The organism is Phenylobacterium sp., assembly GCF_036563285.1.
Lineage (GTDB): Bacteria > Pseudomonadota > Alphaproteobacteria > Caulobacterales > Caulobacteraceae > Phenylobacterium.
In genome coordinates, this window is sequence record NZ_DATCMR010000011.1 from 1,092,707 (window position 1) to 1,118,474 (window position 25,768).

At 70.8% G+C, this 25,768-nt stretch carries 26 protein-coding genes and 1 other RNA gene; 20 read left to right on the forward strand and 7 right to left on the reverse strand.

From position 1 onward, the window contains the following. Positions 1-2 precede the first annotated feature (2 nt). Both VIL76_RS16195 and VIL76_RS16200 read right to left on the reverse strand, forming a co-directional pair. Entirely contained in the window at positions 3-1,382 is a 1,380-nt protein-coding gene (locus VIL76_RS16195) for a putative bifunctional diguanylate cyclase/phosphodiesterase (protein WP_332046068.1), read from the reverse strand. 86 nt (positions 1,383-1,468) lie between these two features. Next, complete coding sequence (locus VIL76_RS16200) at positions 1,469-2,722, reverse strand: dicarboxylate/amino acid:cation symporter (protein WP_332046069.1); 1,254 nt, start codon at positions 2,720-2,722, stop codon at positions 1,469-1,471. 125 nt (positions 2,723-2,847) lie between these two features. Between VIL76_RS16200 and VIL76_RS16205 the strand changes: the two genes are divergently transcribed. Beyond that, complete coding sequence (locus VIL76_RS16205) at positions 2,848-4,299, forward strand: AMP nucleosidase (RefSeq protein ID WP_332046070.1); 1,452 nt, start codon at positions 2,848-2,850, stop codon at positions 4,297-4,299. A 240-nt stretch (positions 4,300-4,539) separates the two neighbouring features. Continuing rightward, complete coding sequence (locus VIL76_RS16210; protein ID WP_332046071.1) at positions 4,540-5,001, forward strand: hypothetical protein; 462 nt, start codon at positions 4,540-4,542, stop codon at positions 4,999-5,001. Between the two features lie 33 nt (positions 5,002-5,034). On the opposite strand, the gene VIL76_RS16215 is transcribed toward VIL76_RS16210, so the two are convergent. Next, a complete protein-coding gene (locus tag VIL76_RS16215) occupies positions 5,035-6,315 on the reverse strand; it encodes a serine hydrolase domain-containing protein (RefSeq protein WP_332046072.1) in 1,281 nt (426 codons plus the stop codon). Positions 6,316-6,422: 107 nt separating this feature from the next. Between VIL76_RS16215 and VIL76_RS16220 the strand changes: the two genes are divergently transcribed. The 8 genes from VIL76_RS16220 to VIL76_RS16255 all read left to right on the forward strand — a co-directional run bounded on the left by VIL76_RS16220 (position 6,423) and on the right by VIL76_RS16255 (position 14,085). Continuing rightward, complete coding sequence (locus VIL76_RS16220) at positions 6,423-7,202, forward strand: tyrosine-protein phosphatase (protein ID WP_332046073.1); 780 nt, start codon at positions 6,423-6,425, stop codon at positions 7,200-7,202. Positions 7,203-7,406: 204 nt separating this feature from the next. Then, positions 7,407-8,528: an alanine--glyoxylate aminotransferase family protein gene (locus VIL76_RS16225; protein ID WP_332046074.1), complete on the forward strand. Its 1,122-nt coding sequence runs from the start codon at positions 7,407-7,409 to the stop codon at positions 8,526-8,528. Positions 8,529-8,581: 53 nt separating this feature from the next. Then, the gene (locus VIL76_RS16230) at positions 8,582-10,036 is read left to right on the forward strand and encodes an MFS transporter (RefSeq protein WP_332046075.1); all 1,455 of its coding nucleotides are present in this window, start codon (positions 8,582-8,584) and stop codon (positions 10,034-10,036) included. After that, positions 10,033-10,791 carry an aminotransferase class IV gene (locus VIL76_RS16235; protein WP_332046076.1) on the forward strand — a complete coding sequence of 253 codons (759 nt, stop codon included), beginning with the start codon at positions 10,033-10,035 and terminating at the stop codon, positions 10,789-10,791. Before VIL76_RS16230 ends, VIL76_RS16235 begins: the two co-directional genes overlap by 4 nt. Positions 10,792-11,018: 227 nt before the next feature. Continuing rightward, positions 11,019-11,186, forward strand: coding sequence for a Flp family type IVb pilin (locus tag VIL76_RS16240; RefSeq protein WP_332046077.1), 168 nt, complete (start codon positions 11,019-11,021; stop codon positions 11,184-11,186). Between the two features lie 110 nt (positions 11,187-11,296). Beyond that, positions 11,297-11,818: an A24 family peptidase gene (locus tag VIL76_RS16245; RefSeq protein ID WP_332046078.1), complete on the forward strand. Its 522-nt coding sequence runs from the start codon at positions 11,297-11,299 to the stop codon at positions 11,816-11,818. 57 nt (positions 11,819-11,875) lie between these two features. After that, on the forward strand, positions 11,876-13,255 hold the full coding sequence (locus VIL76_RS16250; protein WP_332046079.1) for a leucyl aminopeptidase family protein: 1,380 nt from the start codon (positions 11,876-11,878) through the stop codon (positions 13,253-13,255). Further along, on the forward strand, positions 13,252-14,085 hold the full coding sequence (locus VIL76_RS16255; protein ID WP_332046080.1) for an NlpC/P60 family protein: 834 nt from the start codon (positions 13,252-13,254) through the stop codon (positions 14,083-14,085). Before VIL76_RS16250 ends, VIL76_RS16255 begins: the two co-directional genes overlap by 4 nt. On the opposite strand, the gene VIL76_RS16260 is transcribed toward VIL76_RS16255, so the two are convergent. After that, the gene (locus tag VIL76_RS16260; RefSeq protein ID WP_332046081.1) at positions 14,082-14,849 is read right to left on the reverse strand and encodes a cytochrome c family protein; all 768 of its coding nucleotides are present in this window, start codon (positions 14,847-14,849) and stop codon (positions 14,082-14,084) included. The two genes, VIL76_RS16255 and VIL76_RS16260, sit on opposite strands and share 4 nt — an antisense overlap. Before the next feature lie 126 nt (positions 14,850-14,975). On the opposite strand from VIL76_RS16260, the gene VIL76_RS16265 reads away from it, so the two are divergent. Both VIL76_RS16265 and VIL76_RS16270 read left to right on the forward strand, forming a co-directional pair. After that, positions 14,976-15,713 carry a 3-deoxy-manno-octulosonate cytidylyltransferase gene (locus VIL76_RS16265; RefSeq protein WP_332046082.1) on the forward strand — a complete coding sequence of 246 codons (738 nt, stop codon included), beginning with the start codon at positions 14,976-14,978 and terminating at the stop codon, positions 15,711-15,713. Continuing rightward, positions 15,710-16,555 (forward strand): prephenate dehydratase, encoded by an 846-nt coding sequence (locus VIL76_RS16270; RefSeq protein ID WP_332046083.1) that lies wholly within the window; start codon positions 15,710-15,712, stop codon positions 16,553-16,555. Before VIL76_RS16265 ends, VIL76_RS16270 begins: the two co-directional genes overlap by 4 nt. On the opposite strand, the gene nudC is transcribed toward VIL76_RS16270, so the two are convergent. After that, positions 16,552-17,478 carry an NAD(+) diphosphatase gene (nudC, locus tag VIL76_RS16275; RefSeq protein WP_332046084.1) on the reverse strand — a complete coding sequence of 309 codons (927 nt, stop codon included), beginning with the start codon at positions 17,476-17,478 and terminating at the stop codon, positions 16,552-16,554. The two genes, VIL76_RS16270 and nudC, sit on opposite strands and share 4 nt — an antisense overlap. Positions 17,479-17,578: 100 nt before the next feature. On the opposite strand from nudC, the gene ffs reads away from it, so the two are divergent. The 6 genes from ffs (at position 17,579) to VIL76_RS16305 (ending at position 22,374) form a co-directional block, all read left to right on the forward strand. After that, positions 17,579-17,677, forward strand: an RNA gene (gene ffs, locus VIL76_RS16280) — signal recognition particle sRNA small type. A gap of 18 nt (positions 17,678-17,695) precedes the next feature. Then, complete coding sequence (locus VIL76_RS16285; protein WP_332046085.1) at positions 17,696-19,486, forward strand: DNA polymerase III subunit gamma/tau; 1,791 nt, start codon at positions 17,696-17,698, stop codon at positions 19,484-19,486. A gap of 19 nt (positions 19,487-19,505) precedes the next feature. Continuing rightward, positions 19,506-19,832: a YbaB/EbfC family nucleoid-associated protein gene (locus VIL76_RS16290; protein WP_332046086.1), complete on the forward strand. Its 327-nt coding sequence runs from the start codon at positions 19,506-19,508 to the stop codon at positions 19,830-19,832. Next, positions 19,833-20,435 (forward strand): recombination mediator RecR, encoded by a 603-nt coding sequence (gene recR / locus VIL76_RS16295; protein ID WP_332046087.1) that lies wholly within the window; start codon positions 19,833-19,835, stop codon positions 20,433-20,435. A 159-nt stretch (positions 20,436-20,594) separates the two neighbouring features. After that, the gene (locus tag VIL76_RS16300; protein ID WP_414695439.1) at positions 20,595-21,812 is read left to right on the forward strand and encodes a DNA recombination protein RmuC; all 1,218 of its coding nucleotides are present in this window, start codon (positions 20,595-20,597) and stop codon (positions 21,810-21,812) included. Positions 21,813-21,864: 52 nt separating this feature from the next. Continuing rightward, positions 21,865-22,374 (forward strand): peptide deformylase, encoded by a 510-nt coding sequence (locus tag VIL76_RS16305; RefSeq protein ID WP_332046088.1) that lies wholly within the window; start codon positions 21,865-21,867, stop codon positions 22,372-22,374. Positions 22,375-22,511: 137 nt separating this feature from the next. Here the strand turns inward: VIL76_RS16305 and VIL76_RS16310 are convergent, their stop codons facing one another. Then, complete coding sequence (locus tag VIL76_RS16310; protein ID WP_332046089.1) at positions 22,512-22,850, reverse strand: cell surface protein; 339 nt, start codon at positions 22,848-22,850, stop codon at positions 22,512-22,514. 86 nt (positions 22,851-22,936) lie between these two features. Here VIL76_RS16310 and fmt point away from each other — a divergent pair, with 86 nt between their 5' ends. Together fmt and truA are read left to right on the forward strand one after the other, a co-directional pair. After that, a complete protein-coding gene (fmt, locus tag VIL76_RS16315; RefSeq protein ID WP_332046090.1) occupies positions 22,937-23,863 on the forward strand; it encodes a methionyl-tRNA formyltransferase in 927 nt (308 codons plus the stop codon). Next, the gene (truA, locus tag VIL76_RS16320) at positions 23,863-24,600 is read left to right on the forward strand and encodes a tRNA pseudouridine(38-40) synthase TruA (protein WP_332046091.1); all 738 of its coding nucleotides are present in this window, start codon (positions 23,863-23,865) and stop codon (positions 24,598-24,600) included. Before fmt ends, truA begins: the two co-directional genes overlap by 1 nt. On the opposite strand, the gene dapE is transcribed toward truA, so the two are convergent. After that, complete coding sequence (dapE, locus tag VIL76_RS16325; RefSeq protein WP_414695440.1) at positions 24,597-25,739, reverse strand: succinyl-diaminopimelate desuccinylase; 1,143 nt, start codon at positions 25,737-25,739, stop codon at positions 24,597-24,599. The two genes, truA and dapE, sit on opposite strands and share 4 nt — an antisense overlap. Positions 25,740-25,768 lie beyond the last annotated feature (29 nt).

A 25,768-nucleotide genomic window follows, 5' to 3' on the forward strand; every position in this document is an offset into this window, starting at 1 on the left:
GTTTAAGCCCGCGCCCGGCGCTTCAGGACGTGTTGGCCGGCCCGCAGCTGGGCGTCCATTTCGTCGCCGGGCATGGGCCGGGCGAACAGGTAGCCTTGCATCCGGTCGCACCCGGCGGCGCGCAGAAACAGCGCCTGGCCCTGGTCCTCCACGCCCTCGGCGACGATGGAGACCCCGAGCGCGCGGGCGGCGTGCAGCATGGCGCCGACCAGCTTGGCGACGCGGGCGTCCTTGGCCACGTCGCAGATCAGGGTGCGGTCGAGCTTCACGGTGTCGATCGGCAGGTTCATGAGCGCGCGCACGTTGGAATAGCCCATTCCGAAGTCGTCGAGGGCGATCTTCACGCCCTTGGCGGCCAGGCGCTCGATATGGCGGCGCGACAGCGCCAGGTCCTGCAATAGGAAGGTCTCGGTGATCTCCACGGTCAGCGCGGTCGCCGGAAGCTCGGTCTGCTGCAGCCGGCCGATCAGCTTGCGGGAGAAGGCCGGGTCCAGCAGGTCGCGCGGGGAGACGTTGCACGAGACGAGCTCGATCAAGCCCTCGGCCACCCAGGGGGCGGCGCGGCGGCAGGCGGCTTCGAAGACGGCCTCGTCGATGCGGCCGATCAGCCCCAGCTCCTCGGCGGCCGGCACGAAGGCGGCAGGCGACAGCAGCCCCTGCTCGGGGTGGTTCCAGCGGGCCAGCACTTCGACGCCCACTGTCCGGCCGTCGGCGCTATCCACCACCGGCTGGAACCAGGGGACGATCTCGCCGGCGGGCAGGGCGCGGCGCAGCTCGGCCTCCAACGTGCGGCGACGCTCGTTCTCGGCCCGCAGCTCGGCGTCGAAGGCGCTCCAGCGGCGGCCGCCGCGGGTCTTCACGCGGTAGAGGGCCATGTCGGCGAAACGCTGCAGGTCGGCGGCGTCCGGCGCGTCGTCCGGGAAGACCGCCACGCCGATCGAGGCGCCGGGCGCGACGACGCGGCCGTAGATGCTGTGCGGCTGGCCGAGGGCGGAGACCAGCGCCTGGGCGCGGCGGGCGACGTCGGCGCCGTCGGAGATCAGGGCGAACTCGTCGCCGCCGAGGCGGGCGACCAGCTCGTGCGGCTGGGCTAGTGTCCGCAGCCGTTCGCCGACCTCGGCTAACAGGAGGTCGCCGGCATGGTGGCCCAGCGTGTCGTTCAGGTGCTTGAACCGGTCGAGGTCGGCGACGAACAGGGCCACGGAGCCGCCCTCGGCGCGGGCCTGCTCCAGCCGCTCGACCAGGGCGCTGGTGAACGCCCCACGGTTCACGAGTCCCGTCAGCGAGTCCGTCTGCGCAAGCCTGAGCGTCAGCTCGCGCTCGGCCTCGAGCTCGGCCACGCGCTCAATCAGACCCGCCGTGATGTCGGAGCTCTCAGGCACGCGAAGGGGACGCCTCAAACCAAGGGAGGCGCCTAGAATGGACCCGACGAGGCGAATCCCCCGTTAAACGATAGGCTTAACGGCCGTTAGGCCGCAGCGGGGGCGGGCTGCGGCTCCTCGATCTGGTTCTCCCACTTCGCCACGACCGCGCTAGCGACGGAGTTGCCGAGCACGTTGGTCGCCGAGCGGCCCATGTCGAGCAGGTGGTCCACGGCCAGGATCAGCAGCAGGCCCGCCTCGGGCAGGTCGAAGAAGGTGAGGGTGGCGGCGATCACCACCAGAGAGGCCCGCGGCACCCCCGCCATGCCCTTCGACGTGATCATCAGCAGGCCCAGCATGGTGATCTGCTGCGCGATGGTCATCTCGATCCCGTAGACCTGGGCGATGAACAGCGTCGCGAAGGTGCAGTACATCATCGAGCCGTCGAGGTTGAACGAGTAGCCCAGCGGCAGGACGAAGGACGCCACCTTGCGCGAGACGCCCCACTTCTGGAGCTCCTCCAAGGTCCGCGGATAGGCAGCCTCCGAGGAGGCGGTGGAGAAGGCCAGCAGCATCGGCGCCCGGATGGCGGCCACCAGCGAGAGGCCGCGGCGGCCCACGAAGATGACCAGCGCGATGATCAGCGCGCCCCACAGGAGGCCCAGGCTGAGATAGAAACCGCCGATGAAGGCCGCGAAGGTCCCCAGCACCTCGATGCCGCGCGTGGCGATGGAGGAGGCCAGGGCGGCGAAGATCGCGAGCGGCGCCGTCTTCATCACGTAGCCGGTCACCTTCAGCATGATCGAGGCGACCTGCTCCACGAGCTGCAGGACGGCCGGCGCGCGGTCGTCGATCGCCGAGACAGCGGTGCCGACGAGCACCGAGAACACCACGATCTGCAGGATCTCGTTGCGCGCCATGGCGTCGACGATGGAGGTCGGCACCAGGTGGGTGATGAACTCCTTCAGGGTGAACTTCGACATGTCCACGCTGGAGGCGGCCGCCGCGGTATCGGTCGGCGGCGCGAGCGACAGGCCCGCGCCGGGCTGCAGCAGGTGGACCATGAGGAGGCCCAGCAGCAGGGAGAAGATCGAGGCCAGGATGAACCAGCCGATGGTCTTCACGCCCACCCGGCCCACCTCCGAGGCGTCGCCCATGTGGGCGATCCCTGCCACCAGGGTCGAGAACACCAGCGGGGCGATGATCATCTTGATCAGGCGCAGGAAGATGTCGGTGATGATCGACAGGTTGCCCGCGACCGTCTTCGCCTGGTCCGCCGGGAGCCCCTGGTTGATGGCCCATCCCGTGAGCACGCCCAGCACCATGGCGGCCACGATGAAGATGGTGAAAAGGCGGTTCATGCAGGCGGCCCCGGCTGGCGAAGGTGGAGCCTTTGTGGCCGTGAAGCGGCGCGCCGTCCATCCCGGCCGCCGCGCGGCAGGGGGGTGGGGTGTCCTGTTAGGGCTGGCGTGGCTATAAGGCGGCGATGACGAGGAAAATGGATGCAGCCGGCATCGTGGATCGGCTGGAGAGCGAATACCGCGCGAGCGTGGAGGCCCTCAGGGGCGCGCTGAAGGAGTTCCTGGCCGGCGGGCCGCCGCCGAAGCCGGCGCTGAGGTCCGGCGGGGCCTTCACCTACCCCGAGCTGCGGCTCACCTGGCCCGCGGGCCAGCCCTACCCGCGGATCGGGCGGGCCTTCGCCCGCATCGGCAATCCCGGGCGATACGCCATCACCGTGACGCGGCCGGACCTCTACCGGGATTACCTGGTCGAGCAGCTGACCTTGCTGCAGCAGGACTTCGACATCGAGCTGGAGGTGGGCCGCTCCAGCCAGGAGATCCCGTTCCCTTACGTGCTGGACGGCGCCTCCGACATCGCCCTCGCCGACATCGGCTCGGCGGAGATCGCCCGGCACTTCCCGACGACGGAGCTGGCGCACATCGGCGACGAGATCGCCGACGGCGCGTGGACCATGCACCCGGACCGGCCGCGGCCGCTGGCGCTGTTCGACGGTCTGCGGACCGACTTCTCCCTGGCCAGGCTCGCCCACTACACCGGCACGCCGGCCGAGCACGTGCAGCAGTACATCCTGTTCACCAACTACCACCGCTACGTCGACGAGTTCGTCCGCTGGTCGTGCGGGCAGCTGCAGCAGGACGGGCCGTACACGGCGCTGTCGGCGGCCGGCCACGTCTACGTCACCAAGGACACGCCGAACGCGGAGGCTGCGGTAGCCGCCGGCGCCTGGCGCAAGCACCAGATGCCCGCCTATCACCTGATGGCCGAGGGCCGCGCCGGCATCACCTTGGTGAACATTGGGGTGGGGCCATCCAACGCCAAGACGGTCTGCGACCACCTTGCGGTGCTGCGCTCGCAGGCCTGGCTGATGATCGGCCACTGCGGAGGCCTGCGCGGCTCACAGACCATCGGCGACTATGTGCTGGCGCACGCCTACCTGCGCGACGACCACGTGCTGGACAGCGTCCTGCCGCCGGAGATCCCGATCCCGCCGATCGCCGAGGTGCAGGTGGCGTTGAACAGGGCCGCCGAGATGGTCACGGGCGAGACCGGAGAGGTGCTGAAGCGGCGGCTGCGCACCGGCACGGTGGTCACCACCGACGACCGCAACTGGGAGCTCCGCTATTCCCTGAGCGCGCTCAGGTTCAACCAGAGCCGGGCCGTGGCGATCGACATGGAGAGCGCCACCATCGCGGCCCAGGGCTACCGCTTCCGGGTGCCCTACGGGACGCTGCTCTGCGTCTCGGACAAGCCGCTGCACGGCGAGATCAAGCTGCCCGGCCAGGCCAACGCCTTCTACGAGCGCGCCATCGGCCAGCACCTGCAGATCGGCGTCGCCACCATGGACCTGCTGCGCCAGGAGGGCGCCAGCCTGCACTCGCGCAAGCTCAGGAGCTTCGACGAGCCGCCGTTCCGCTAGGAGAGGCCAATGCGGGTTCACCTTCCCTGCCTTGCCTTGCTGGCCCTTTGCTGGAGCGCCGCTCCTGCAACGGCGGCCCAGAACTGCCAGTGGGGGGAGCTAGGGGACCTGGCCGACCCCGCGAAGCTTGGCCTGGCCCGGGTTCGGGGCGCCCCTCCCGTTCGCTTCCAGCGGGATCGGCAGGGCTGCCCCGGCCACAGGCGGTGTGAAGAGCGCGCGTATGTGGTGGCGGGAGACGCCGTGGTCACCGGCGCCTCCACCGGGGCATTTGTCTGCACCTACTTCCCGAACGCCCGTGGCGGAGCGACGGGATGGCTTCCCCAAGCACGTCTGCTCCCGATGACCGTCGACCCTGATCCACCGTCCGCAGCATGGGTGGGCGCCTGGTCGACGGGGTACGGATGGGGACGGGGCGCAGATCTGCGGCTGAGCCGCGCCGGCGCAGAGATCAAGGTGGAGGGGACCGCGGTGTTCGTGCGCGATGCGGAAGCGGGCAACGTCAACGATGGTGAGATCGTGGGGCGAGCCCGACCGCTCCGGGGAGTGCTCGAGATCACCATGGAAGACCAGCTCGACGACTGTCGCGCTCGGCTGCGTCTGATCGGCCCCTACCTCGTGGTGGCCGACAACGGCGGTTGCGGCGGCGCATGGGTGAGTTTCGGCGGTGTCTACAAGCGCGGTCTCCCTTCACGCCGCAACTAGGGCTCGCGCCGGCTCCAGCTTCGCCCAGGAGGGCTAGTCCCCCTTCGGCCCCAGGTAGCTCGCCCCGTACACCGCCTGGCGGATGTCGTGGTGGAGGGTGCCGTCGAAGGGGGTGCGCTGGACGAAGTAGACGGCCGCCAGCCGGTTGGCTGGATCGACCCAGAAGAGGGTGGTGGCTGCGCCGTCCCAGAAGAACTCGCCCACTGCGCCGCGGTTCTCCTTCGGGTCGTTCGGCTGGCCGGTCCGCACCGCGAAGTCGAACCCGAAGCCTACGCTGCCCTTCGAGGGCAGGAAGAAGCGCTCCTTGATGCTGGGGTCGAGGTGGTCGGTGGCCATCAGCCGGACGGTCGAGGGCTTCAGGATCCGCGCGCCGTCGAGCTCGCCGCCGTTCAGCAGCATGCGGGCGAAGCGCATGTAGTCGTCGATGGAGGAGACCAGGCCCGCCCCGCCCATTGTCAGCCGCCGCGGGCCGAAGTTCATCACGCGGGTCCGCTCGTCCGGCTGGCGGACGAGCTTCCCCGCCGGGCCATCGTAGGTGGCGGCGAGCCGCGGCAGGTTCGCCGGCGGCTGCGTCCACGCGGTGTCCTTCATCCGCAGCGGCGCGAGGATGTGGCTGCGGACGTAGGCCTCGAACGGCTGGCCCGCGAGCTTCTCGACCAGCAGGGCCTGGACGTCGACCGAGGAGGAGTAGCTCCACTCCTTGCCCGGATCGAACAGCAGGGGCAGGCCGCCGATCCGGCGGCCCATCTCCGGCAGGTCGTTCTGCAGGTTCATCGGGTCCACCCGCCGGTACTCGGCGTCCACCGGCGTGCCGCGCATGCCGTAGGAGAGGCCGGCGGTATGGCGCATCAGGTCGCGGACGGTGATCGGCCGCGAGGCCGGCCCATAGGTGGGCTGGCCCGCCGCGTCCTTGCCGGCCAGCACGCGCATGGCGCCGAACTCCGGCAGGTAGAGGGCGACGGGGTCGTCCAGCTGGAAACGGCCCTGCTCCCAGAGCTGCATCAGGGCGACGCCGGTGACCGGCTTGGTCATGGACCAGATCTGCACCAGCGTGTCCCGGGTCATCGGCCGGCGCGCCTCGCGGTCCGCGAAGCCGGACGTCCCGAAGTAGCGCTCCCGGCCGTCCTGCCACACCAGGGCCGAGACCCCGGCGGCGCGGCCGCTGGCCACCATGTCGGCCAGGGCGGCGTCGATCCGGGCCTTGTCGACGCGCACGGTCTCGACGGCCGCCGGGCGCCGTACGGGCTGGGCGGTCGCAGCAATCGGCGCCGCGGCGATGGCCGCCGCAAGGATGGCGCTCAGGAGCCGGGTCATCTCAGGTCTATCCCCCCTGGTCACGGCAAGCGTGACAGTGATGGCGCCACCATAGCAATGCCTCGCCGCCATCTCGATTCCGCCGCCGACTCCGACTAGGTGAGGCCATGACCCGGCACATCGACTTCGAAGGCATCGAGAACTTCCGCGACTTCGGGGGCTACGCCACCGCCTGCGGGCGAGGCGTCCGGCGGGGCGTCCTCTACCGCTCCGCCAACCACGCCTACGCCACCGAGGCCGATCTGCAGCGGATGCGGGACCTGGGGCTTGCCGCCATCATCGACCTGCGCCGGCCGGAGGAGCGGGCGCGGGAGCCGTCGAAGCGGTGGCCGGGGTTCGGCGCGGCCGTGGTGGAGAACGATATCCTCTCCGACCACCCGGACTGGGCCGACATGCTGCGCGGCAAGGGCCGCGTGGAACGCGAGTGGTTCCGGCAGGACGCGCTGGAGTACTACCGGATCGCGCCGTTCCAGAAGCGGCACATCGACCTCTACACCCGCTACTTCCGCACTCTGGCCGAGGTCGATGGAGCGATTGTGGTGCACTGCGCGGCGGGGAAGGACCGCACCGGGCTGATCTGCGCGCTCACGCACCACATCACGGGCGTCAGCTACGACGACCTGATGGCCGACTACCTGCTGACCAACGACGAGAGCCGGATGGCGCGCAAGATGGATTTCCTGGGGCCGTGGCTGCAGGAGACCTGCGGTGTCAGCGTCGACGATGAGGCATTGCGGCTCGCCGTTTCGGTGCAGCCGGAATACCTGGAGACTGCCTTCGAGGTCATCCGCCGAGCGCACGGCTCGCTGGACGCCTACCTCGAAGATGTCCTGGGCGTCGACGCCGCGCTCCGCGAACGCATCCACGAGCGCCTGCTCGGCGGCTGAAAACAGCCGCGCCCGCCACGGTCTCCGCAAACCGTGACGGGCGCTTCAGGGACAGACCTCTTGGGAGAAGCCTGCACTTAGGATTGCGCAGGGGCGGCCCGCGCGCCTAATCACCTCGCCGTTATTCACGGAGTTGCGATGCAGAGCTTCCAGCCGCCACGCCGCGTCCTCATGGGACCAGGCCCCTCCGACGTGAGCCCCCGCGTGCTCCAGGCCTTGGCGCGGCCCACCGTCGGCCACCTGGATCCGGAGTTCCAGGGGCTGATGGAGGAGATCAAGCAGGCCCTGCAGCGGCTGTTCAACGCCCCCGACCACGCCTGCGTGCCGCTGCCCGCGCCCGGCACGGCGGGGATGGAAGCGGCGATCATGAACCTGCTGGAGCCGGGCGACCGGGCGGTGATCGCGGTCAACGGCGCGTTCGGCGGCCGGATGGCCGACATGGCCGGCCGCGCTGGGGCCGAGGTGGTCACTGTCGACCATGAGTGGGGAAAGCCGGTCGACCCGGCGTGGGTCGAGGAGGCGCTGGAGCAGGCCCCGGCCAAGGTGCTGGCCTTCGTCCATGCGGAGACCTCCACGGGAGCCCGCAGCGATTCGGCCACCCTCTGCGCGATCGCGCGCAAGCACGGGGCGCTCTCCATCGTAGACTGCGTAACCTCGCTGGGGGGGATCGCGGTGGACGTGGCCGCCTGGGACGCCGACGTGGTCTACTCCGGGACCCAGAAGTGCCTGTCGGCGCCACCCGGCCTGTCGCCGATCGCGCTGTCGAACCGGGCCCAGGCCGCCATCTCCGCGCGCAAGGAGAAGGTCAGGAACTGGCTCTGCGACTTCAACCTCTTGATGAGCTACTGGGGCGGCGAAGGCGGGCGGACCTACCACCACACCGCGCCGGTGAACGCGCTTTACGGGCTGCACGAGTCGCTGGTGGTGCTGTTCGAGGAGGGCCAGCAGGCCGCCATCGTCCGCCACGCGCGCATGCACGAGGCGCTGGCCGCCGGGCTCGAGGCCGTGGGCCTGCGCTTCCTGGTGGACGAGCCGCACCGCCTGCCGCAGCTCAACGCCGTGCTCGTGCCCGACGGCATCGACGAGGCCGCCGTCCGCACCCACGTGCTGGCGAAGTGGGACCTCGAGATCGGCGCGGGCCTTGGGCCGCTGAAGGGCAAGGTCTGGCGGATTGGGCTGATGGGCGCCTCGGCGACGCCCTGGCACGTGCGGCTGTGCCTCACCGCGCTCTGCGACGCCCTCACGGCCCAGGGCCGGCCGGCGGATGTGCGCGCCGCCCTATTGGCGGCCGAAGGGCGGTTGGCCGGCTGGAGGCTTCGCGGCTAAGGTCCCGCTGACCGCCCGGCAAGAGGCGGCTTGCAACGCGGGGGGACGGAAACGTGAGCGAGCCCAAGCCTCTGGACGCCGACGGCCCGGCCGCTGTGGTCGAGCCGCCGACCATCGCCATGGCCGGCGGGGACGGGAAGCTTCGGCCCGGGGGCTACGCCTGGTCGATCCACCAGGGCGGGCGCGACCCGTTCATCATCCTCGTCACCATCTACATCTTCATGCCTTATGTGGCCTCGGTGCTGGTGACCGATCCGGTGGCCGGGCAGGCGATGATCTCCCGCTGGGACCAGATCATCGGCTGGGTGGTGGTGTTCACCGCGCCTTTCCTGGGCGCCTCCATCGACAAGCTGGGGCCCAGGAAGCCGTGGCTGGGGATCATCGTCGGCCTGATGGTCCCGATGATCGCGGCGCTGTGGTTCGCCGCGCCCGGCGGGGCGATGACGCTGGGGATGATCGCCGTGCTCTACATCGGGGCGCGGCTGCTGTTCGTCTACGCCGAGGTGCTGCACAACGCGATGCTGATCCGGGCCGCCGGCCTGGAGGCGGCGCACAAGGCCTCGGGTCTGGCCCTGTCGCTGGGCAACCTGTTCTCGGTCGTCGCGCTCGCCTTCACCGCCTGGGCGTTCGCCTTGCCGGGCAAGGTGGACTGGGGCTGGGTCCCCTCGGCCCCGCTGTTCGGCCTCGACCCAGCCACCCACGAGCCGGAGCGGGTAGTGGCGCTGATGGCGGCCGGGCTGCTGCTTGTGGGATCGATCCCGCTGTTCCTGATCACCCCGGACGCGCCCAGGACCGGCGTGCCGATGCTGAAGGCGTGGGCGGACGGGGCGGCCGAGCTCGCCCGCATGCTGAAGACGGTGCGCCGCTACAAGGACGCGGTCGTCTACCTGGTCTCGCGGATGTTCTTTGTCGACGGCATGAACGCGGTGCTGATCTACGCCGGCGTCTACGCCATCGGGGTGATGAAGTGGGGCGCGCTGGAGATGCTGGCCTACGGAATCATGCTCAGCGTGTTCGCGGTGCTGGGCGGCTTCGTGGCGCGATGGCTGGATGCGGGCGTCGGGCCGAAGTGGGCGCTGATAATCGAGATCGCCGCCACCGCCGTGTGCCTGACCGCCATGCTGGGGATCGCGCCCGACCGGATCTTCTACCTCTGGCCGTACGATGCGGCCGCCCATGCGCCGCTGTGGGACGGGCCGGTGTTCCGGACCGCCCCGGACTGGGCGTTCATCGGCATCGGCTTCCTGAACGCCATCTTCATCACCGCCCAGTACGCCTCCAGCCGCACGACGCTGACCCGGCTGACGCCGCCGGAGCAGACCGGCGCGTTCTTCGGCGTCTATGCGCTCTCGGGCGTCGCCACCATGTGGCTCGCGCCCACCCTCGTGAACCTCGGCACCACCATCACCAAGACACAGCAGGGCGGCTTCGCCATGATCATCGTGCTGCTGGTGATCGGCCTGGTGCTGCTGACCTTCGTGCGCGGCGGCGGACGCAGGCTGGCGTGATCGAGCCCACCGACCGCGGCCTGACCCTCGGCGACGGGCTGTTCGAGACCGTGCTCGCTGAGGATGGGGCGATAAAGCGCCTGCCGGCGCACCTCGACCGGCTGGCCCAGGGCTGTAGGGTCCTTGGACTGCCCGCGCCCGACTCCGGCGAGGCGGAGCGGCGGATGCGGGAGGCTCTGGAAGGGATTGCCGGGCGGGCCGCCGTGCGCCTCACGCTGACGGCGGGGCCCGGCGGCCGGGGGCTGGACCGGCCGGAGGCGCTGCAGCCCGTGCTGTTCGCGACCGCCGCGCCCTCGGTGAAGCCGGACAAGCCGGCCAGGCTGGTCACCAGCAAGGTGCGCCGCAACGAGGGCTCGCCGACGTCGCGCCTGAAGACGCTCGCCTATCTCGACAATGTGCTCGCCCGGGCGGAGGCGCGGGCGAAGGGCGCCGACGAGGCGCTGATGCTCAACGCCCGCGGCGAGATCGCCTGCGCGGCGGCGGCCAACCTGTTCTGGGTCTCGGGCGGGCGGCTCTACACCCCGCACCTCGACTGCGGCGTGCTGGCCGGCATCACCCGCGCCCGGGTGATCGCCGCCGCCGCGGCGCAGGGCGAGCCGGTGCGGGCGGTGCGCGCCGGGCCGGAGATCCTGCGCCAGGCCGACGGGATCTTCCTCAGCAACAGCCTGATCGGCCTGCGGCCCGTGGACCGTCTGGACGGCCGGAAGGTCCCGCTCTGGCCCGATCTGCGCGAACTGGACGGCGCGCTCGCCTGAAAGCCGCTCGCGAGCCTATGGATAAGCAACGCTTAAGTGGAGGCGGCTCGCCGAGGGGAAATGGAGCCCTTGGTTAACGGATACACACTATGAACATGTATTCACTACACAATTTTCGCGTCAATACTCGCTTGTTTACTGGCAATTAAGCGAGACCTGCGAACTTGAGGCTGTATCGGGCGAGCAGGCTTAGCTTCAGCCCGCTCGCGACAGATAAGGAGTTCAACATGTCCAAGTTCATCGCTCGCTTCGCCAAGGACGAGTCCGGCGCCACCGCCATCGAGTATGGCCTGATCGCCGCTCTGGTCGCCGTCGTGCTCGTGACCGCCCTGACCACCATGGGTGGCAAGCTGGTGGGCACGTTCGGCAAGGTGTCGACGGCTCTGCCGCAGTAAGTCGACCTCTCCAGGTCTGATTTCCCAGGACCCCCCGTCGGCCCAGCCGGCGGGGGGTTCTTCGTTTGGGCGCAACGCTCCGTTCACCCGCCCGCGCCATTCTGGGCCCCATGCTGCCCCTGGTCGCCGCCCTGATTGCGCTCGCCTTCCCGGCGCTGGTCATCACCGCGGCCCTTAAGGACGCGGTCAGCTACACCATTCCTAACTGGATCTCGCTGGGGCTGGTCGGGCTCTTCCCGCTGGCGGCTCTCGCGGCCGGCATGCCGCTGCCGACGGGGGGGGCCCACGTCGGCGTGGGCGCGCTCGCGCTGGTGGCCGGCATGGCGATGTTCGCCCTGCGCTGGATCGGCGGCGGCGACGCCAAGCTGTTCGCCGCCGCGGCCCTGTGGCTGGGCTGGAACGCCGCCGTGCCCTATCTTGCCATCACCGGCCTCGCGGGCGGCGCCCTGGCCATGGGCCTGCTCGGCCTGCGCTCGCCCTTTGTCCGCCCCTTGGTGCTGAGCGGCCCGCCGTGGTTCGCCAGGCTGGCCGAGCCCGACGAGAACGTGCCCTACGGTCTGGCCATCGCGGTCGGCGCCCTGGCCGCGTTTCCGGGCTCCCCGTTCGTGGACGCCTTCCAGGCCTTGCGCTAGCCGCCGCGGATGGGAGAGAGGAAGCCCTCCGTCTCCTCCCGCCGTCCGAGCCCTGCCATGACCGACGTCCTCGTTCCGTCCTTCGACGGCCCCGTCACCCCGATCCAGGCGATCGCCGGCGGCGAGCTCGAGGCGACGCTCGCGGCCACCCCGCCGTTCGTTGCGGGGTACGCCGCGCTCTCCAAGTTCAAGGCCAAGGCCGGGCAGGTCCTGCTGGTCCCTGGCGAGGACGGCAAGCTGGCGAGCGTCCTCTTCGGCCTTGGCGAGACGCCCGACGCCATGGCCTTCCGAGGCCTGCCGACAAAGCTGCCGGCGGGCGCCTACCGGATCGCCCAGGCGCCGGAGGTCATCGCTCGCGATCGGGCGGCGCTCGCCTTCGCGCTCGGGAGCTACCGGTTCGACCGCTACAAGCAGGCGAAATCCGAGCGTGCGGTTCTGGTGGCGGATGGCGCCGACGTCGCGGAACTGCGGCAGGTGGCGCACGCCTGCGCGCTGGCCCGCGACATGATCAACACCCCGGCCAACGACATGGGCCCTCTGCAGGTCGAAACCATCGCGCGCGAGATCGCCGAGCAGCATGGGGCGCAGATCACGGTGGTGACCGGCGACGCCCTGCTGGAGGCCAACTACCCGGCCGTGCACGCCGTCGGGCGCGCCGCCGTGCCGGAACGCGCGCCGCGCATGATCGAGATCACCTGGGGTGAGCCCGGCCGGCCGCTGGTGGCCATCGTCGGCAAGGGCGTGGTGTTCGACACGGGCGGCCTCGATATCAAGCCGTCGGCGGGCATGCGGCTGATGAAGAAGGACATGGGCGGCGCGGCGCATGCCCTGGCCCTGGGTCGCATGATCATGGCCGCCGGCCTGCCGGTGCGGCTGGCGGTGCTGGTCCCGGCGGTCGAGAACGCCATCGCCGGCGACGCTATGCGGCCCGGCGACGTGCTGGCCTCCCGGAAGGGGCTCTCCATCGAGGTCGGCAACACCGACGCCGAGGGCCGGCTGATCCTGGCCGACGCGCTCACCCGCGCCGCCGAGCTGGAGCCGGCGCTGACGCTGGACCTCGCCACCCTGACGGGCGCGGCGCGGGTGGCCCTGGGGCCGCAGCTTCCGCCGTTCTTCACTGACGACGAGGAGCTGGCCGAGGCCATCGCGCGCCACGCCCGCGAGCAGGCCGACCCGCTGTGGCGCATGCCGCTCTGGAAGCCCTATGCGGACGCGCTGGACACGGACATCGCCGACATCAAGAACGATCCCGACGCCTGGGCCCAGGCCGGCGCCGTCACGGCGGCGCTGTTCCTGCAGCGGTTCGCACCGGCGGGGCCATGGGCGCACCTCGACATCTTCGCCTGGAACGCGCGGGCCAGGCCGGGCCATCCGGTCGGCGGCGAGGCCATGGCCATCCGCGGCCTCTACGCCATGATCCGCGAGCGGTTCGCTTGACGCTCGACACGCGCATCACTCCGTTGCGCGACGGGGTCGCGGCGCGCTCGCTTGAGGGCGTCGCGGCCGCCGAGGTCTACCTCGACCCCAAGCCGATGACCTGCGCGGTCCCGGCCGCCGCCATCCGCCGCGCCCCGGACGCGAGTTCCGAGCAGATGGACCAGCTGCTGTTCGGCGAGGCCTTCGAGGTGCTGGAGGAGGAGGGCGCGTTCCTCTTCGGCCAGGCGCCGCGGGACGGCTACTGCGGTTTCGTGGAGGCCGCCGCGCTCTCCCCCCGCGGCCCAGCGCCCACCCACCGGATCGCCGCGATCCGCACTTACTCCTTCGCCGAGGCGTCCATCAAAACGCGGGCGATGGGCCCCTATTCGATCAATTCCCTTGTCACTGTCGAGGCCCACGAGGGCCGGCTGGCGAAGGTCGCCGGCTCCGGCTGGGTCACCGCCGAGCACCTGGCCCCGATCGGCCTGTTCGAGACAGACGCCGCTGCGGTCGCGGAGCGGTTCATCGGCGCCCCTTACCTGTGGGGCGGCCGCGAGAGCCTGGGCCTGGACTGCTCGGGCCTGGTCCAGCAGGCGCTGCTCGCCTGCGGCCGCGCCTGTCCCCGCGACGCCGACCAGCAAGAGCCCATGGGCGAGCCGATCACCCGCGCCGAGGTGCGCCGCGGCGACCTGGCCTTCTGGAAGGGCCACGTGGCCATGGCGCTCGACACCGAGCGCATCATCCACGCCAACGGGCATCACATGGCCGTCGCCATCGAGCCGCTCGATCAGGCGATCGAGCGCATCAAGGCCAACAGCTTCGGCGAGGTGACCGGCTTCCGCCGGATCTAGGGGTTCGGGCGGTTGTCTGACGAGGCGCCGGGCGCCGCGGCGCTGGAGCGGGCCTCGCTGGGCGAGCCGGGGGCAGGAGCCCCGGTGCCCTGGCCGGCGGGGCCGCCCGCGCCGGTGGCCGGCGTGGCGGTGGAGCCCGTGGCCGTGGGCTGACCGCCTTCGGCCGCGCCCGGGGCGGTGCCCGGCGCTGCGCCGGCGGCCGGAGCCGCCGCCGCGGCGGGGTTCGGGGCCGGCACCGGCAGGCTGCCGCCCTTCGACCGCAGGAAGGCGATCATGTTGATGCGGTCCTCGGCCTTCTTCAGGCCGACGAAGGTCATCTTGGTGCCGGGGAGGTACTTCTGGGGCGACTGCAGGAATTCGTTCAGGTGCTGGTCGTCCCACTGGGCAACCTTGCCGCCCAGATCGACCATGGCCGGCGAATAGGCGAAGCCCGCATGGCTGCCCGGCTTGCGGCCGACCACGCCATACAGAGCCGGGCCGGTGCCGTTCGGGCCGCCGGGGTCGGCGTTGTGGCAGGAGGAGCACTTGGCGAACGCCGCCTGGCCCGCGGCCACGTCGGCGGTGGGCAGGACGGTGCCCCAGTCGATGGGAACATCGGCCGCGGCCGCGCCGCCGCCGGTCTCTTCCGCCACCGCCACGGCATAGCCGGGCTTCTCGACTTCCTCGGGAGCGAACACGCCTGCGGAGAGCTCGCGCAGGCCCACAATGGCCAGGCCCGTCGCCAGCACTGCGCCGGCGACCTTGTTGAAGGTAAGGTCGCTCATGTCGTCCCTAAAAAGGCCCTCTCCTCAGCCCGCCGCGCAGCGGCCGGCGCAGCAGGAATCCCGCCGCTTATTGCGCGCCGCTCTCTTACACGCTACCGGCGCGGGCGCAACCGCCTCAAGCTCCCCATGAATCCCATCGTCCTCATCCCCGCGCGCATGGCCGCGACCCGCCTGCCGGGGAAGCCCCTGGCGGATATCGGCGGTGTCCCGATGATCGTGCGCGTGCTGCGCCAGGCGCAGGCGGCAGGGGCCGGTCCGGTGGCCGTGGCGGCCGGTGATTCGGCGATCGTCGAGGCCGTTCGCGCGGCCGGCGGCGAGGCCGTCCTGACCGACCCGGACCTGCCCTCCGGCTCCGACCGCATCCTGGCGGCGCTGGCGGAGCTGGACCCCGGCCGTGAGCACGACGTGGTCATCAACCTGCAGGGCGACATGCCGTTCGTGGAGCCGGGCGTGCTGGCCGCCTGCGCCGGGCTGCTGGCGGAGCAGCCGGCCTGCGATATCGCCACCGTCGTCGCGCCCGAAGCCTCGCCCGCCGATCGCGGCAATGCGGACGTGGTGAAGGCGATCCTGTCGCTGCAGCCCGGCGCCCGCACCGGCCGGGCCCTCTACTTCACCCGCTCGACGCTCTACGGCGACCAGCCGGTGTGGCGTCATGTCGGCATCTACGGCTACCGCCGCCCGGCCCTGGAGCAGTTCAACACCGCCCCGCCGTCGCCGCTGGAGACCCGCGAGAAGCTGGAGCAGCTGCGGGCCCTGGAGCTGGGCTTGTCCATCTGGGCGGCGGTGGCGGACGATGCGCCGATCTCCGTCGACAATCCGTCCGATCTCGAGCGGGCGCGCGAGCACGCAAGGTCGGTCTCATGAGCAAGCGACGCATCGCCTTCCAGGGCGAGCTGGGGGCCAACTCCCACGAGGCCTGCGCCACGCACTTCCCGGACTACGAGCCGGCGCCGCACGACTCCTTCGAGGACGCGTTCGACGCGGTGAAGCGCGGAGACTGCGAGCTCGGCATGATCCCGGTGGAGAACTCCATCGCTGGGCGCGTCGCCGACGTGCACCACCTGCTGCCGGAATCCGGGCTGAAGATCATCGGCGAGCGGTTCAAGCCGATCCATTTCCAGCTGATGGCGAACCCTGGCGTGAAGCTGGAGGACGTGAAGGTCGCGATGAGCATGCCCATCGCGCTCGGCCAGTGCCGCAAGACCATCCGCCGCCTGAAGCTGAAGACCGAGGCCACCGGCGACACGGCCGGCGCCGCCAAGCTGCTCGCCGAAAACCCCGATCCCACGAAGGCGGCGGTCTCACCGGCCCTGGCGGCGGAGATCTACGGCCTGGAGATCCTGCAGCGCGACATCGAGGACGAGCACAACAACACCACCCGCTTCCTCGTCATGACGGCGGACAAGGACCCGCCGCCGCCGCCCTTCACCCAGCCCTGCATCACCAGCTTCATCTTCCGGGTCAGGAACCTGCCGGCCGCCCTCTACAAGGCGCTGGGCGGCTTCGCGACCAACGGCGTCAACATGATCAAGCTGGAGAGCTACATGGAGAACGGCGCCTTCACGGCGACCTTCTTCTACTCCGAGGTCGACGGCCGGCCCGAGGACCGCAACGTGGCCCGGGCCTTCGAGGAGCTGCAGTTTTTCTCGGAAAAGTTCGAGATCCTGGGGGTCTACCCCGCCGATCCGTTCCGCACGCGAGGCTAGGCCTCCTCGACCCACGCCTTGATCAGCTGGTGGGCGATGGCCAGGCGTCCGGGCGCGGCCACCCCGTCCAGCTTCCCCGCCAGCAGGTCGCGGGCCTCCTCGCGGCTGAACCAGCGGACCTCGGAGAGTTCAGTCTGGTCGGGGGCGGCGTCCTCGTCCTCCACCTCCGCGATCAGGCCGATCATCAGCGACGAGGGGTAGGGCCAGGGCTGGCTGGAGTGGTAGCGGACGCGCACGGTCTTCAGCCCGGCCTCTTCGGCGAGCTCGCGGGCGCAGGCCTCCTCGATGCTCTCGCCGGGCTCCAGGAAGCCCGCCAGCGCCGAGAACATGCCCTTCGGCCAGGCCTCCTGCCGGCCCAGCATGCAGCGCTCGCCGACGAACGGCAGCATGATCACCACGGGGTCCGTGCGCGGGAAGTGCTCGGCCTCGCAGGACGGGCACTGGCGCTTCCAGCCGCCGTCGACGATGCGGGTGGGCTCGCCGCAGGCGGCGCAGTGGTCGTGCCGGCGGCGCCATTCGAACATGGCCTTGGCAGTGGCCAGGATGGCGGCGTCGGGCGCCGGCACCTTCAGCGCGATGGCCCGCAGGTCTTCGAACTTCCCCAGCCCCTGCAGCGGCCCCTCGCCAGGGTCGACGCTTCCGCCCAGGTCGGCGGCGAACACCGGGGTGTCCTTCCACAAGCCCATGAACAGCAGCCGCTCCAGCCCCCCGGCCAGCTCTTCCACGAGGCCCGGGGCCAGGTAGGCGATCTGCATGCCGCCGTCCTTGGAAGGCTCCACGAAGGGCTTGCCGTTCCACAGCGCCAGCGCCAGGGCGTCGGGGCTCTTCGCCTGCTCGGCGAGCCATCCGGCGTTGGTCCGCCGGTCGCTCGCCCGGTCCAGGGGGTTGCCGGCGAAGATGTTCATAAAGGCGTCGAGGGCCATGGGGCGGAACTCTTAAGGCGCCGCCGCGTCCGCGTCATGTCGCACTCGCCTGGCGGGCGGCTCGGGTTGCGCTTGTGTTCCCGAGCAGCGATATAGGGCGCGGAGATCGGCGGCGGACGGAGGCCTCGCCAACCTGGTCAGGGCCGGAAGGCAGCAGCCACAACGAGATCACCTCTGGGTCGACGTCCGGTCTCCACCTCTCTCCCCGTAAGGCCCGATGGCGGACGAAGACCTCACGCTCGAAGATCAGGCGCCCGAGCGTGACCCCAACGCCGTCGACATGTTCGGCGAGCCGGCGAAGCCCGCCGCTGACCAGAGCGCCGCCTACACCGTCATCGCGCGCAAGTACCGGCCGCGCACATTCGAGGACCTCTATGGCCAGGAGGCCATGGTCCGGACGCTCCGCAACGCCTTCGCGACGGGGCGCATCGCGCACGCCTTCATGCTCACCGGCGTCCGGGGCGTGGGCAAGACCACCACCGCCCGCCTGCTGGCCCGGGCGCTCAACTACGACACCGACACGGTCCACGAGCCCTCCCTCGAGCTGAAGGACGAGGGCCGCCACTGCAAGGCGATCATCGAGGGCCGGCACATGGACGTGCTGGAGCTGGACGCCGCCTCCCGCACCGGCGTGGCCGACATGCGCGAGCTGCTGGAAGGGGTGCGCTACGCCCCCGTGGAGGCCCGCTACAAGGTCTACATCATCGACGAGGTGCACATGCTCTCGACGGGGGCGTTCAACGCGCTCCTGAAGACCCTCGAAGAGCCGCCGCCGCACGCCAAGTTCATCTTCGCCACCACCGAGATCCGCAAGGTCCCGGTGACCATCCTGTCGCGCACCCAGCGGTTCGACCTGCGCCGCGTCGAGCCCGACGTGATCATCAAGAACCTGGAGATGATCTGCGAGAACGAGGGCGCCCGCGTCGAGCAGGAAGGCCTGATGCTGATCGCCCGCGCCGCCGAAGGCTCCGTGCGCGACGCCCAGTCGATGCTCGACCAGGCCATCGTCCAGGCCGAGCCCGGGCAGACGGTCACCGCCGCCGCCATCCGCGACATGCTGGGCCTCGCCGACCGGGCGCAGACCATCAGCCTCTTCGAGCAGGTGATGCGCGGCGAGGCGGGCCCGGCCATCGAGACCTTCCGCACCCTCTACGGCTACGGCGCCAATCCCGACCAGGTGATGCTCGACCTGCTGGACCACACCCACGGCGCCTCGGTCGCCAAGGCGATCGGGCCGCAGGCGCTGGTGATGCCCAAGGAGCAGGCCCAGAGGCTGGCCGCGGTGGGGGCCGCGGTCTCGGCCGGCACGCTCTCCAGGCTCTGGCAGCTGCTCCTGAAGGCCTACGAGGAGGTCCGCCGCGCGCCGGACGCCGCCGCGGCCGCCGACATGGCGATCATCCGCATGGCCTATGCCGCCGACCTTCCCGGCCCCGAGGAGGCGCTGAAGAAGCTGCAGTCGGGCGACGCGCCCGCCTCCGGCCCGTCCGGCGGCGGACCCCAATCCTCCGGCGGGGGCGGTGGCGGCGGTGGGGGCGGAGGCGCCATGGCGGTCGCGCGCCGGCCCATGCCGCAGACCAGCCCCGCCGAGCCTGCGGTGACCCTGCAGACCTTCGAGGACATGCTGGCGCTGATCGACCGGCGGCGCGACGTGGCCCTGAAGCTGGACGTGGAGCGCTACATCCGGCCGATCAGCTTCCGGCCCGGCGCGATCGAGTACGAGCCGGCGCCCGGCGCGCCGAACAACCTGGCCCAGCGGCTGGTAGGTCGGCTGAAGGAATGGACCGGCGAGCGCTGGCTGATCGTCGCCCAGGGCGGCGGCGGGGCCGAGAGCCTGTGGGAGAAGCAGAAGCGCGAGGAGCGTGAGGTCCGCGCCCAGATCGAGCAGGACCCCTTCGTCCGCTCGGTCATGGAGGCCTTCCCGGGCGCCGAGATCGTGGGCATACGCAACGTCGCCCAGGCGGAGACGGGCGCAGAGCCCGCGCCCGACGACGACAGTGACGATGAGTAGTGGTGAAGGGGAGTAGCCCGTGAAAGACCTCAACCAGCTCATGAAGCAGGCCCAGGCCATGCAGCAGAAGCTCGCGGACGCCCAGGCGCGGCTGGCGGAGCTCTCGGTCGAGGGCACCTCCGGAGGCGGCATGGTCAAGGTGCAGCTGAAGGGCACGGGCGAGCTCGCCCGCGTCGACATCGACGAAAGCCTGATGGCGCCGGGCGAGGGCGAGGTGCTGGCCGACCTGTTCGTCGCCGCCCACGCCGACGCCAAGCGCAAGCTGGACGCCCAGCAGGCCGAGATGATGCGCGAGGCCGCCGGGCCCCTGGCCGGCATGGGCCTGCCGGGCATGCCGAAGTTCTAGGTGGCCGCCTCCGCAGGGCCTGAGATCGAGCGGCTGATCGGCCTGCTCGCCAAGCTCCCCGGCCTGGGACCCAGGTCGGCCAGGCGCGCGGCGCTGGCGCTGCTGAAGCGGCGCGACCAGCTGCTCAACCCGCTCGCCGACGCGCTCTCTGAGGCGGCCGCCCGGGTGAAGACCTGCCAGGTCTGCGGCTCCCTGGACACCCAGGACCCCTGTGCGATCTGCGCCGACAGCCAGCGCGACGCCTCGCTGATCTGCGTGGTCGAGGAGGTGGGCGCGCTCTGGGCCATGGAGCGGGCCGGCGCCTTCCGCGGACGCTACCACGTGCTGGGCGGCCTGCTGTCGGCCCTGGACGGGGTGGGACCGGACGCCATCCGCGTCGGCCCGCTGGTCAACCGCGCCGCCGACCCCGCCGTGCGTGAGGTCATCCTGGCCCTACCCGCCACCGTCGACGGTCAGACCACCGCGCACTACCTGGCCGATCGCCTGACCAACGCCGACGTTTCGGTGACCATGCTCGCGCGCGGCGTCCCGGTCGGCGGCGAGCTCGACTGGCTCGACGACGGCACCATCGCCCAGGCCATGCGCGCCAGGCGGCCGGCGTAATCACCACCACCAAATGCGCGTCATCGCGCTTGTCGCGGGGACCCAGAAGCACCGCGCGGGGTCCAGCTGGACGCAGGTCTGCGTTTCTGGGTGGCGGGCACAAGGCCGGCCATGACGTCACAGTGGCTGGGAATCACCGGGTGCTGTAAAGAACAACCCATGAACGTGATGCTGATCCTCGCCCTGGCGGGCTTCGCCGTGGCTGCGGCCGCCATCTTCTGGGCTGTGAAGGAGCGGCTGCGCGCCGCCACCGCCGAGGCGCGGGTGGCCATGCTCGAGGAGCAGGCGCAGATGGTGCAGGCCCAGGCCGCCCAGTCCGCCGCCACCGTCGCCGAGGCGATCCTGAAGCGGAACGAGGAGCAGCTCACCACCCGCGAGCAGCTCGCCCAGGCTAAGATCGAAGCCCAGCTGAAGCCGGTCGCTGAGACCCTGAAGCAGTTCCAGGAACAGGTCGCCGCCGTCGAGAAGCAGCGCGCCGAGGAGACCGGCGGCCTGAAGCAGCAGATCGCCCAGCTGATGCAGGCCTCCGTCGCGACCCAGGACGAGGCCCGCAAGCTGTCGGCCGCCCTGCGCCGCGGCGCCGGCGTGCAGGGCCGCTGGGGCGAGCAGACGCTGCGCAACGTGCTGGAGGCCGCGGGCCTCGCCAACCGCTATGACTTCCAGGAGCAGACCCACACCGACAGCGAGGAGGGCCGTCGGCGGCCGGACGTCACCGTGCGCCTGCCCGGCGGCGGGGTGTTCGTGATCGACGCCAAGTGCTCGCTGAACGCCTTCCTGGAGCTGCAGGAGGCCGCCGACGAGGCCGCCCGCGACGCCTGCGGACTTCGCCACGTGCAGAGCGTCCGCGGCCACGTCTCGGGGCTGTCGGCCAAGGCCTACTGGGACCAGTTCGACAACTCGCCCGACTTCGTGGCCATGTTCGTGCCGCTGGACTCAGCCATGGCCGCGGCGCTCGACCGGGCGCCCGACCTTATGACCGAGGCGATGGACCGCCGGGTCGTGATCGTGACGCCGAGCACCCTGTTCGCCCTGTGCAAGGCCGTCAGCTACGGCTGGCGCGTCGAGGAGCAGGCCGCCAACGCCCGTAAGATCGCCGACCTCGGCCGCGAACTCTACAAGCGCATCGCCGTGATGGGCCATCATGCCGGGTCGGTGGGCAAGGCGCTGGAGGCGGCGGTCAGCCGCTACAACCAGTTCGTGGGCTCGCTGGAGACCCAGGTGCTGAGCCAGGCCCGACGCTTCGAGGAGCTGAAGGTCGACCACGAGGGCAAGGAAGTGCCGCAGCTCGAGCCGCTGGAAAGCGCCGTCCGCCCCCTCGCCAAGCTCGGCAAGGCCGAGGCGCCGCCGGTGCGGCTGGTGGCCGGCGAAGAGGCCTAAGACCTTGATATCCCACCTTGACGCTCAGGATTAGCGACCCTACCTCCCGCCCATGGCCGTCCGTGAGATCCTCGTTGTCCCGCACCCCCTGCTGAAGCAGGTGTCCCAGCCCGTCGAGAAGGTCGACGACGAGCTGCGGGCGCTCATGGACGACATGCTGGAGACCATGTACGCCGCGCCCGGCATTGGCCTGGCCGCCATCCAGATCGGCGTGCCCAAGCGCATCATCGTCATGGACCTCGCCCCTCAGGGCGAGGAGAAGCAGCCCCGCTACTTCGTGAACCCGGAGATCCTCTGGGCCTCTGAGGAGACCGCCCCCTACGAGGAAGGCTGCCTCTCGGTGCCGGAGATCTACGACGAGGTGGAGCGTCCGGCCCGGGTCAAGCTGCGCTACCTCAATTACCAGGGCGAGCAGGTGGAGGAGGACGCCGAAGGCCTCTTCGCCGTCTGCATCCAGCACGAGATGGACCACCTCGAAGGCGTTCTCTTCATCGACCACCTGTCGCGCCTGAAGCGCGAGCAGGCGGTGAAAAAGGTCAAGAAGCAGGCCAAGGCGGCCTAGATGCTCCCCCGCAGGGGAGGGGGACCGCGAAGCGGTGGGAGGGGGCTTCCGCCGCCGACGTGCAGCTGCGCCTTCTGAGCTGAAGCCCCTTCACCGGCCTCGCCAGAGCTCCCCCTGCGGGGGAGCAACTTTGGCCCTCAGTACGTCTTCTTCGTGGTCGTGGTGGTGGTCGTCGCCGTCCCCGTCGAGCTGTCCTCGTTCCGCGAGGCGTCCTTGATCGACGAGCCCAGGTTCTTCAGCGCGTCCTTCGCCTCCCCGGCGGCGGCCTTCACGTCGGGATCGGAGGTGACCTCCTTGATCTCCGCGCCGGCCTTCTGGGCCCCTTCCTTCACGTCCTCCCCCACGTCGGCCCCCACCGCCTTCACGTCGGATGCCGCCTCGTTGGCGCTGGCCTGCGCCTTGTCCTGCTCCGTCTGGCTGCAGGCGGCGAGCGCCAGGGCGAAACCGATGGCGGCGGCGGAGGCGAGAGTGCGCATGGAGGAGCTCCTTCGATGATCGAGGCTGGCAACGGCTAAGCTTGCGCCCAAGTTCCCTTGCTGGCGAGGGGCGGCTAAGAGGCGCCATGCGTCTCGCCTTCCTCGGCACCCCCGACTTCGCCGTCCAGGCGCTCGCCGCCATCGTGGCGGCGGGCCACGAGGTGGCCTGCGTCTATTCCCAGCCGCCCGCGCCGCGCGGGCGTGGCCACGAGCTGAGGCCCTCGCCGGTGCACGCCTTCGCCCAGGCCCACGGCCTGCCGGTGCGCACGCCCGTCTCGATGAAGGACCCCGCCGAGATCGAAGGCTTCCGGGCGCTGGAGCTCGACTGCGCCGTGGTGGTCGCCTTCGGCCAGATCCTGCTGCGCGAGGTGCTGGAGGCGCCCAGGCTCGGCTGCTTCAACGTCCACGGCTCGCTGCTGCCGAGGTGGCGCGGCGCCGCCCCGATCCAGCGGGCCATCATGGCCGGCGACAAGGTGACCGGCGTCCAGGTGATGCGGATGACCGAGGGCCTCGACGAAGGCCCGGTGCTCTCGACCGCCACCGTGCGCATCGACGCACGCGACACCGCCGGCACGCTGCACGACCGGATGGCGGCGGCCGGCGCCGAGCTGATCGTCCGCACGCTCGCCGAGATCGAACGCGGCGAGGCGAACGAGATGGCGCAGGAGGAGGCGGGCGTCACCTATGCCAAGAAGATCCGCACGAAGGAGGCGCGGATCGACTGGACCAAACCCGCGGAAGAGGTCGACCGCAAGATCCGCGGGCTGTCGCCCTTTCCGGGGGCCTGGTTCACGCTGCCGAGCGAGAAAGGTCCGGTGCGCGTGAAGGCCCTGCTGTCGGCTTTCGAGGACGTGGACGGCCCGCCCGGCCAGGTGCTGGACGACCGCCTCCTGGTGGCCTGCGGAGAGGGGGCGGTGCGGCTGCTGCGGGTGCAGCGCGAGGGCCGCGGGCCGCAGGACGCGGAGGTCTTTCTGCGCGGGACGGCGTTGCCGGTCGGGGCGAGGCTCGGCTGATGCCGCGCTACAGGCTCGACATCGAGTACGACGGGCGTCCTTTCCACGGGTTCCAGGCGCAGGACGGGCTGGCGAGCGTGCAGGGCTCCATCGAGCGGGCGGTGAAGGGGTTCTGCGGCGAGACGCTGCGGCTGCAGGCGGCCGGGCGCACCGACACCGGGGTCCACGCCGCCCACCAGGTGGTGCACATCGACCTCGAGAAGGACTGGAAGCCAGAGGTGGTGCGCGACGCGCTCAACGCCCATCTCGTGCCCGCCCCGATCTCGGTGCTGGAGGCCTCGGTGGCCCCGGACGGCTGGCACGCGCGCTTCTCGGCGAAGAAGCGCAGCTACGAATACCGCATCCTCAACCGCAAGAGCCCGCCGGCGCTGGACCAGGGCCGGGTCTGGCACGTGAAGAAGCCGCTGGACGCGGACGCCATGCACGCCGCCGCCCAGGTGCTGGTCGGCCACCACGACTTCACCACCTTCCGCGACCTGGCCTGCCAGGCGAAGTCGCCGATGAAGACGCTCGACGTGGCGCAGGTGCGCCGCGAAGGCGGGCACGTGGTCCTGGCCTTTGCCTCCCGCTCCTTCCTGCACCGCCAGGTCCGCTCGATGACCGGCAGCCTCGCCCAGGTCGGCCTCGGACGCTGGAGCGCCGACGACCTAAAGGCGGCGCTGGACGCCCGCGACCGCAAGGCCTGCGGCCCGGTGGCGCCGGCCGACGGGCTCTATCTCGTGGGCGTGGAGTACTAGGCGAACGCCTCGAAGTACCGGGCGATCAGGCGCTCGTAGACCGCCTGCAGCTTCCGGATCTCGTCGACGGGCGCGCGCTCGTCCACCTGGTGCATGGTCGTGCCGACCAGGCCCAGCTCGACGACGGGACACAGCGCCCGGATGAAGCGCGCGTCGGAGGTGCCGCCGGTGGTGGAGAGCTCCGGCTCCCGGCCCACGGCATCGCGGACAGCGGCGGCGACGACATCGGTGAACGGCCCCGGCTCGGTGAGGAAGGCCTCGCCGCTGATCTGCGGCGTGACCGTGGCGAACCCCTTGAAGCCCTCGACGGCGTTCTCCGCCTCCCCGGCGATCCAGGCCGCGAGCGACGCCCCGGTGTGGTTCGGATTGAAGCGGATGTTGAGCCGCGCGGTGGCGACGCCCGGGATCACATTGGTGGCCGTGTTCGGCACGTCGATCTTCGTGATCTCAAGATTGGACGGCTGGAACTCCGGGTAGCCCTCGTCGAGCACCTTCGTCTGTAGGGCCGTAAGCAGCTTCAGCAGCACCGGCACGGGGTTCGCCGCGCGGTGCGGATAGGCGACGTGGCCCTGGACGCCTTCCACCTTGATGTCGACGTTGATCGAACCCCTGCGCCCCACCTTGACCATGTCGCCGAAGGTCTCGGAGCTCGTCGGCTCCCCGACGATGCAGTGGTCGATGCCCTCGCCCTCCGCCTGCAGCGCCTCCACCACCTTCTTGGTGCCGTGGGTGGCCACGCCCTCCTCGTCGCCGGTGATCAGGAAGGACAGGGAGCCCTTCACCCGGCCGGCCTCGATGGCGTTGGCGGCGGCGGCGGCGAAGGCGGCGATGGCGCTCTTCATGTCGACGGCGCCCCGGCCGATCAGGACGCCCTCGACAACCTCCGCGGCGAAGGCGTCCTTGGACCAGCTCCCGGCGTCGCCGACAGGCACCACGTCGGTGTGGCCGGCGAAGCAGAGGTTCGGCCGCGCGGTCCCGTAGCGGGCGTAGAGGTTCTCGATCGCCCCGAACCGCATCCGGCGGCAGGCGAAGCCCAGGCCCGCCAGCGTCTGCTCGACCACGTCCATGGCCCCCGCGTCGGCCGGCGTCACCGAAGGCCGGCGGATCAGCTCGCGGGTGAGGTCGATGGCATCGATCAAGGTCGCGTCCAGCTCTGCCGTTGCCTATC

Coding starts and splice junctions, on each gene's coding strand:
- VIL76_RS16260 (WP_332046081.1), bottom strand. CDS start 14,849: ATGAGCGACCTTACCTTCAACAAGGTCGCCGGCGCAGTGCTGGCGACG.
- nudC (WP_332046084.1), bottom strand. CDS start 17,478: ATGGCCCTCGACGCCTTTATGAACATCTTCGCCGGCAACCCCCTGGAC.
- VIL76_RS16245 (WP_332046078.1), top strand. CDS start 11,297: ATGCTGCCCCTGGTCGCCGCCCTGATTGCGCTCGCCTTCCCGGCGCTG.
- VIL76_RS16215 (WP_332046072.1), bottom strand. CDS start 6,315: ATGACCCGGCTCCTGAGCGCCATCCTTGCGGCGGCCATCGCCGCGGCG.
- fmt (WP_332046090.1), top strand. CDS start 22,937: ATGCGTCTCGCCTTCCTCGGCACCCCCGACTTCGCCGTCCAGGCGCTC.
- VIL76_RS16300 (WP_414695439.1), top strand. CDS start 20,595: ATGAACGTGATGCTGATCCTCGCCCTGGCGGGCTTCGCCGTGGCTGCG.
- VIL76_RS16240 (WP_332046077.1), top strand. CDS start 11,019: ATGTCCAAGTTCATCGCTCGCTTCGCCAAGGACGAGTCCGGCGCCACC.
- VIL76_RS16270 (WP_332046083.1), top strand. CDS start 15,710: ATGAGCAAGCGACGCATCGCCTTCCAGGGCGAGCTGGGGGCCAACTCC.
- VIL76_RS16310 (WP_332046089.1), bottom strand. CDS start 22,850: ATGCGCACTCTCGCCTCCGCCGCCGCCATCGGTTTCGCCCTGGCGCTC.
- VIL76_RS16200 (WP_332046069.1), bottom strand. CDS start 2,722: ATGAACCGCCTTTTCACCATCTTCATCGTGGCCGCCATGGTGCTGGGC.
- VIL76_RS16265 (WP_332046082.1), top strand. CDS start 14,976: ATGAATCCCATCGTCCTCATCCCCGCGCGCATGGCCGCGACCCGCCTG.
- truA (WP_332046091.1), top strand. CDS start 23,863: ATGCCGCGCTACAGGCTCGACATCGAGTACGACGGGCGTCCTTTCCAC.
- VIL76_RS16250 (WP_332046079.1), top strand. CDS start 11,876: ATGACCGACGTCCTCGTTCCGTCCTTCGACGGCCCCGTCACCCCGATC.
- VIL76_RS16205 (WP_332046070.1), top strand. CDS start 2,848: ATGACGAGGAAAATGGATGCAGCCGGCATCGTGGATCGGCTGGAGAGC.
- VIL76_RS16305 (WP_332046088.1), top strand. CDS start 21,865: ATGGCCGTCCGTGAGATCCTCGTTGTCCCGCACCCCCTGCTGAAGCAG.
- VIL76_RS16285 (WP_332046085.1), top strand. CDS start 17,696: ATGGCGGACGAAGACCTCACGCTCGAAGATCAGGCGCCCGAGCGTGAC.
- VIL76_RS16220 (WP_332046073.1), top strand. CDS start 6,423: ATGACCCGGCACATCGACTTCGAAGGCATCGAGAACTTCCGCGACTTC.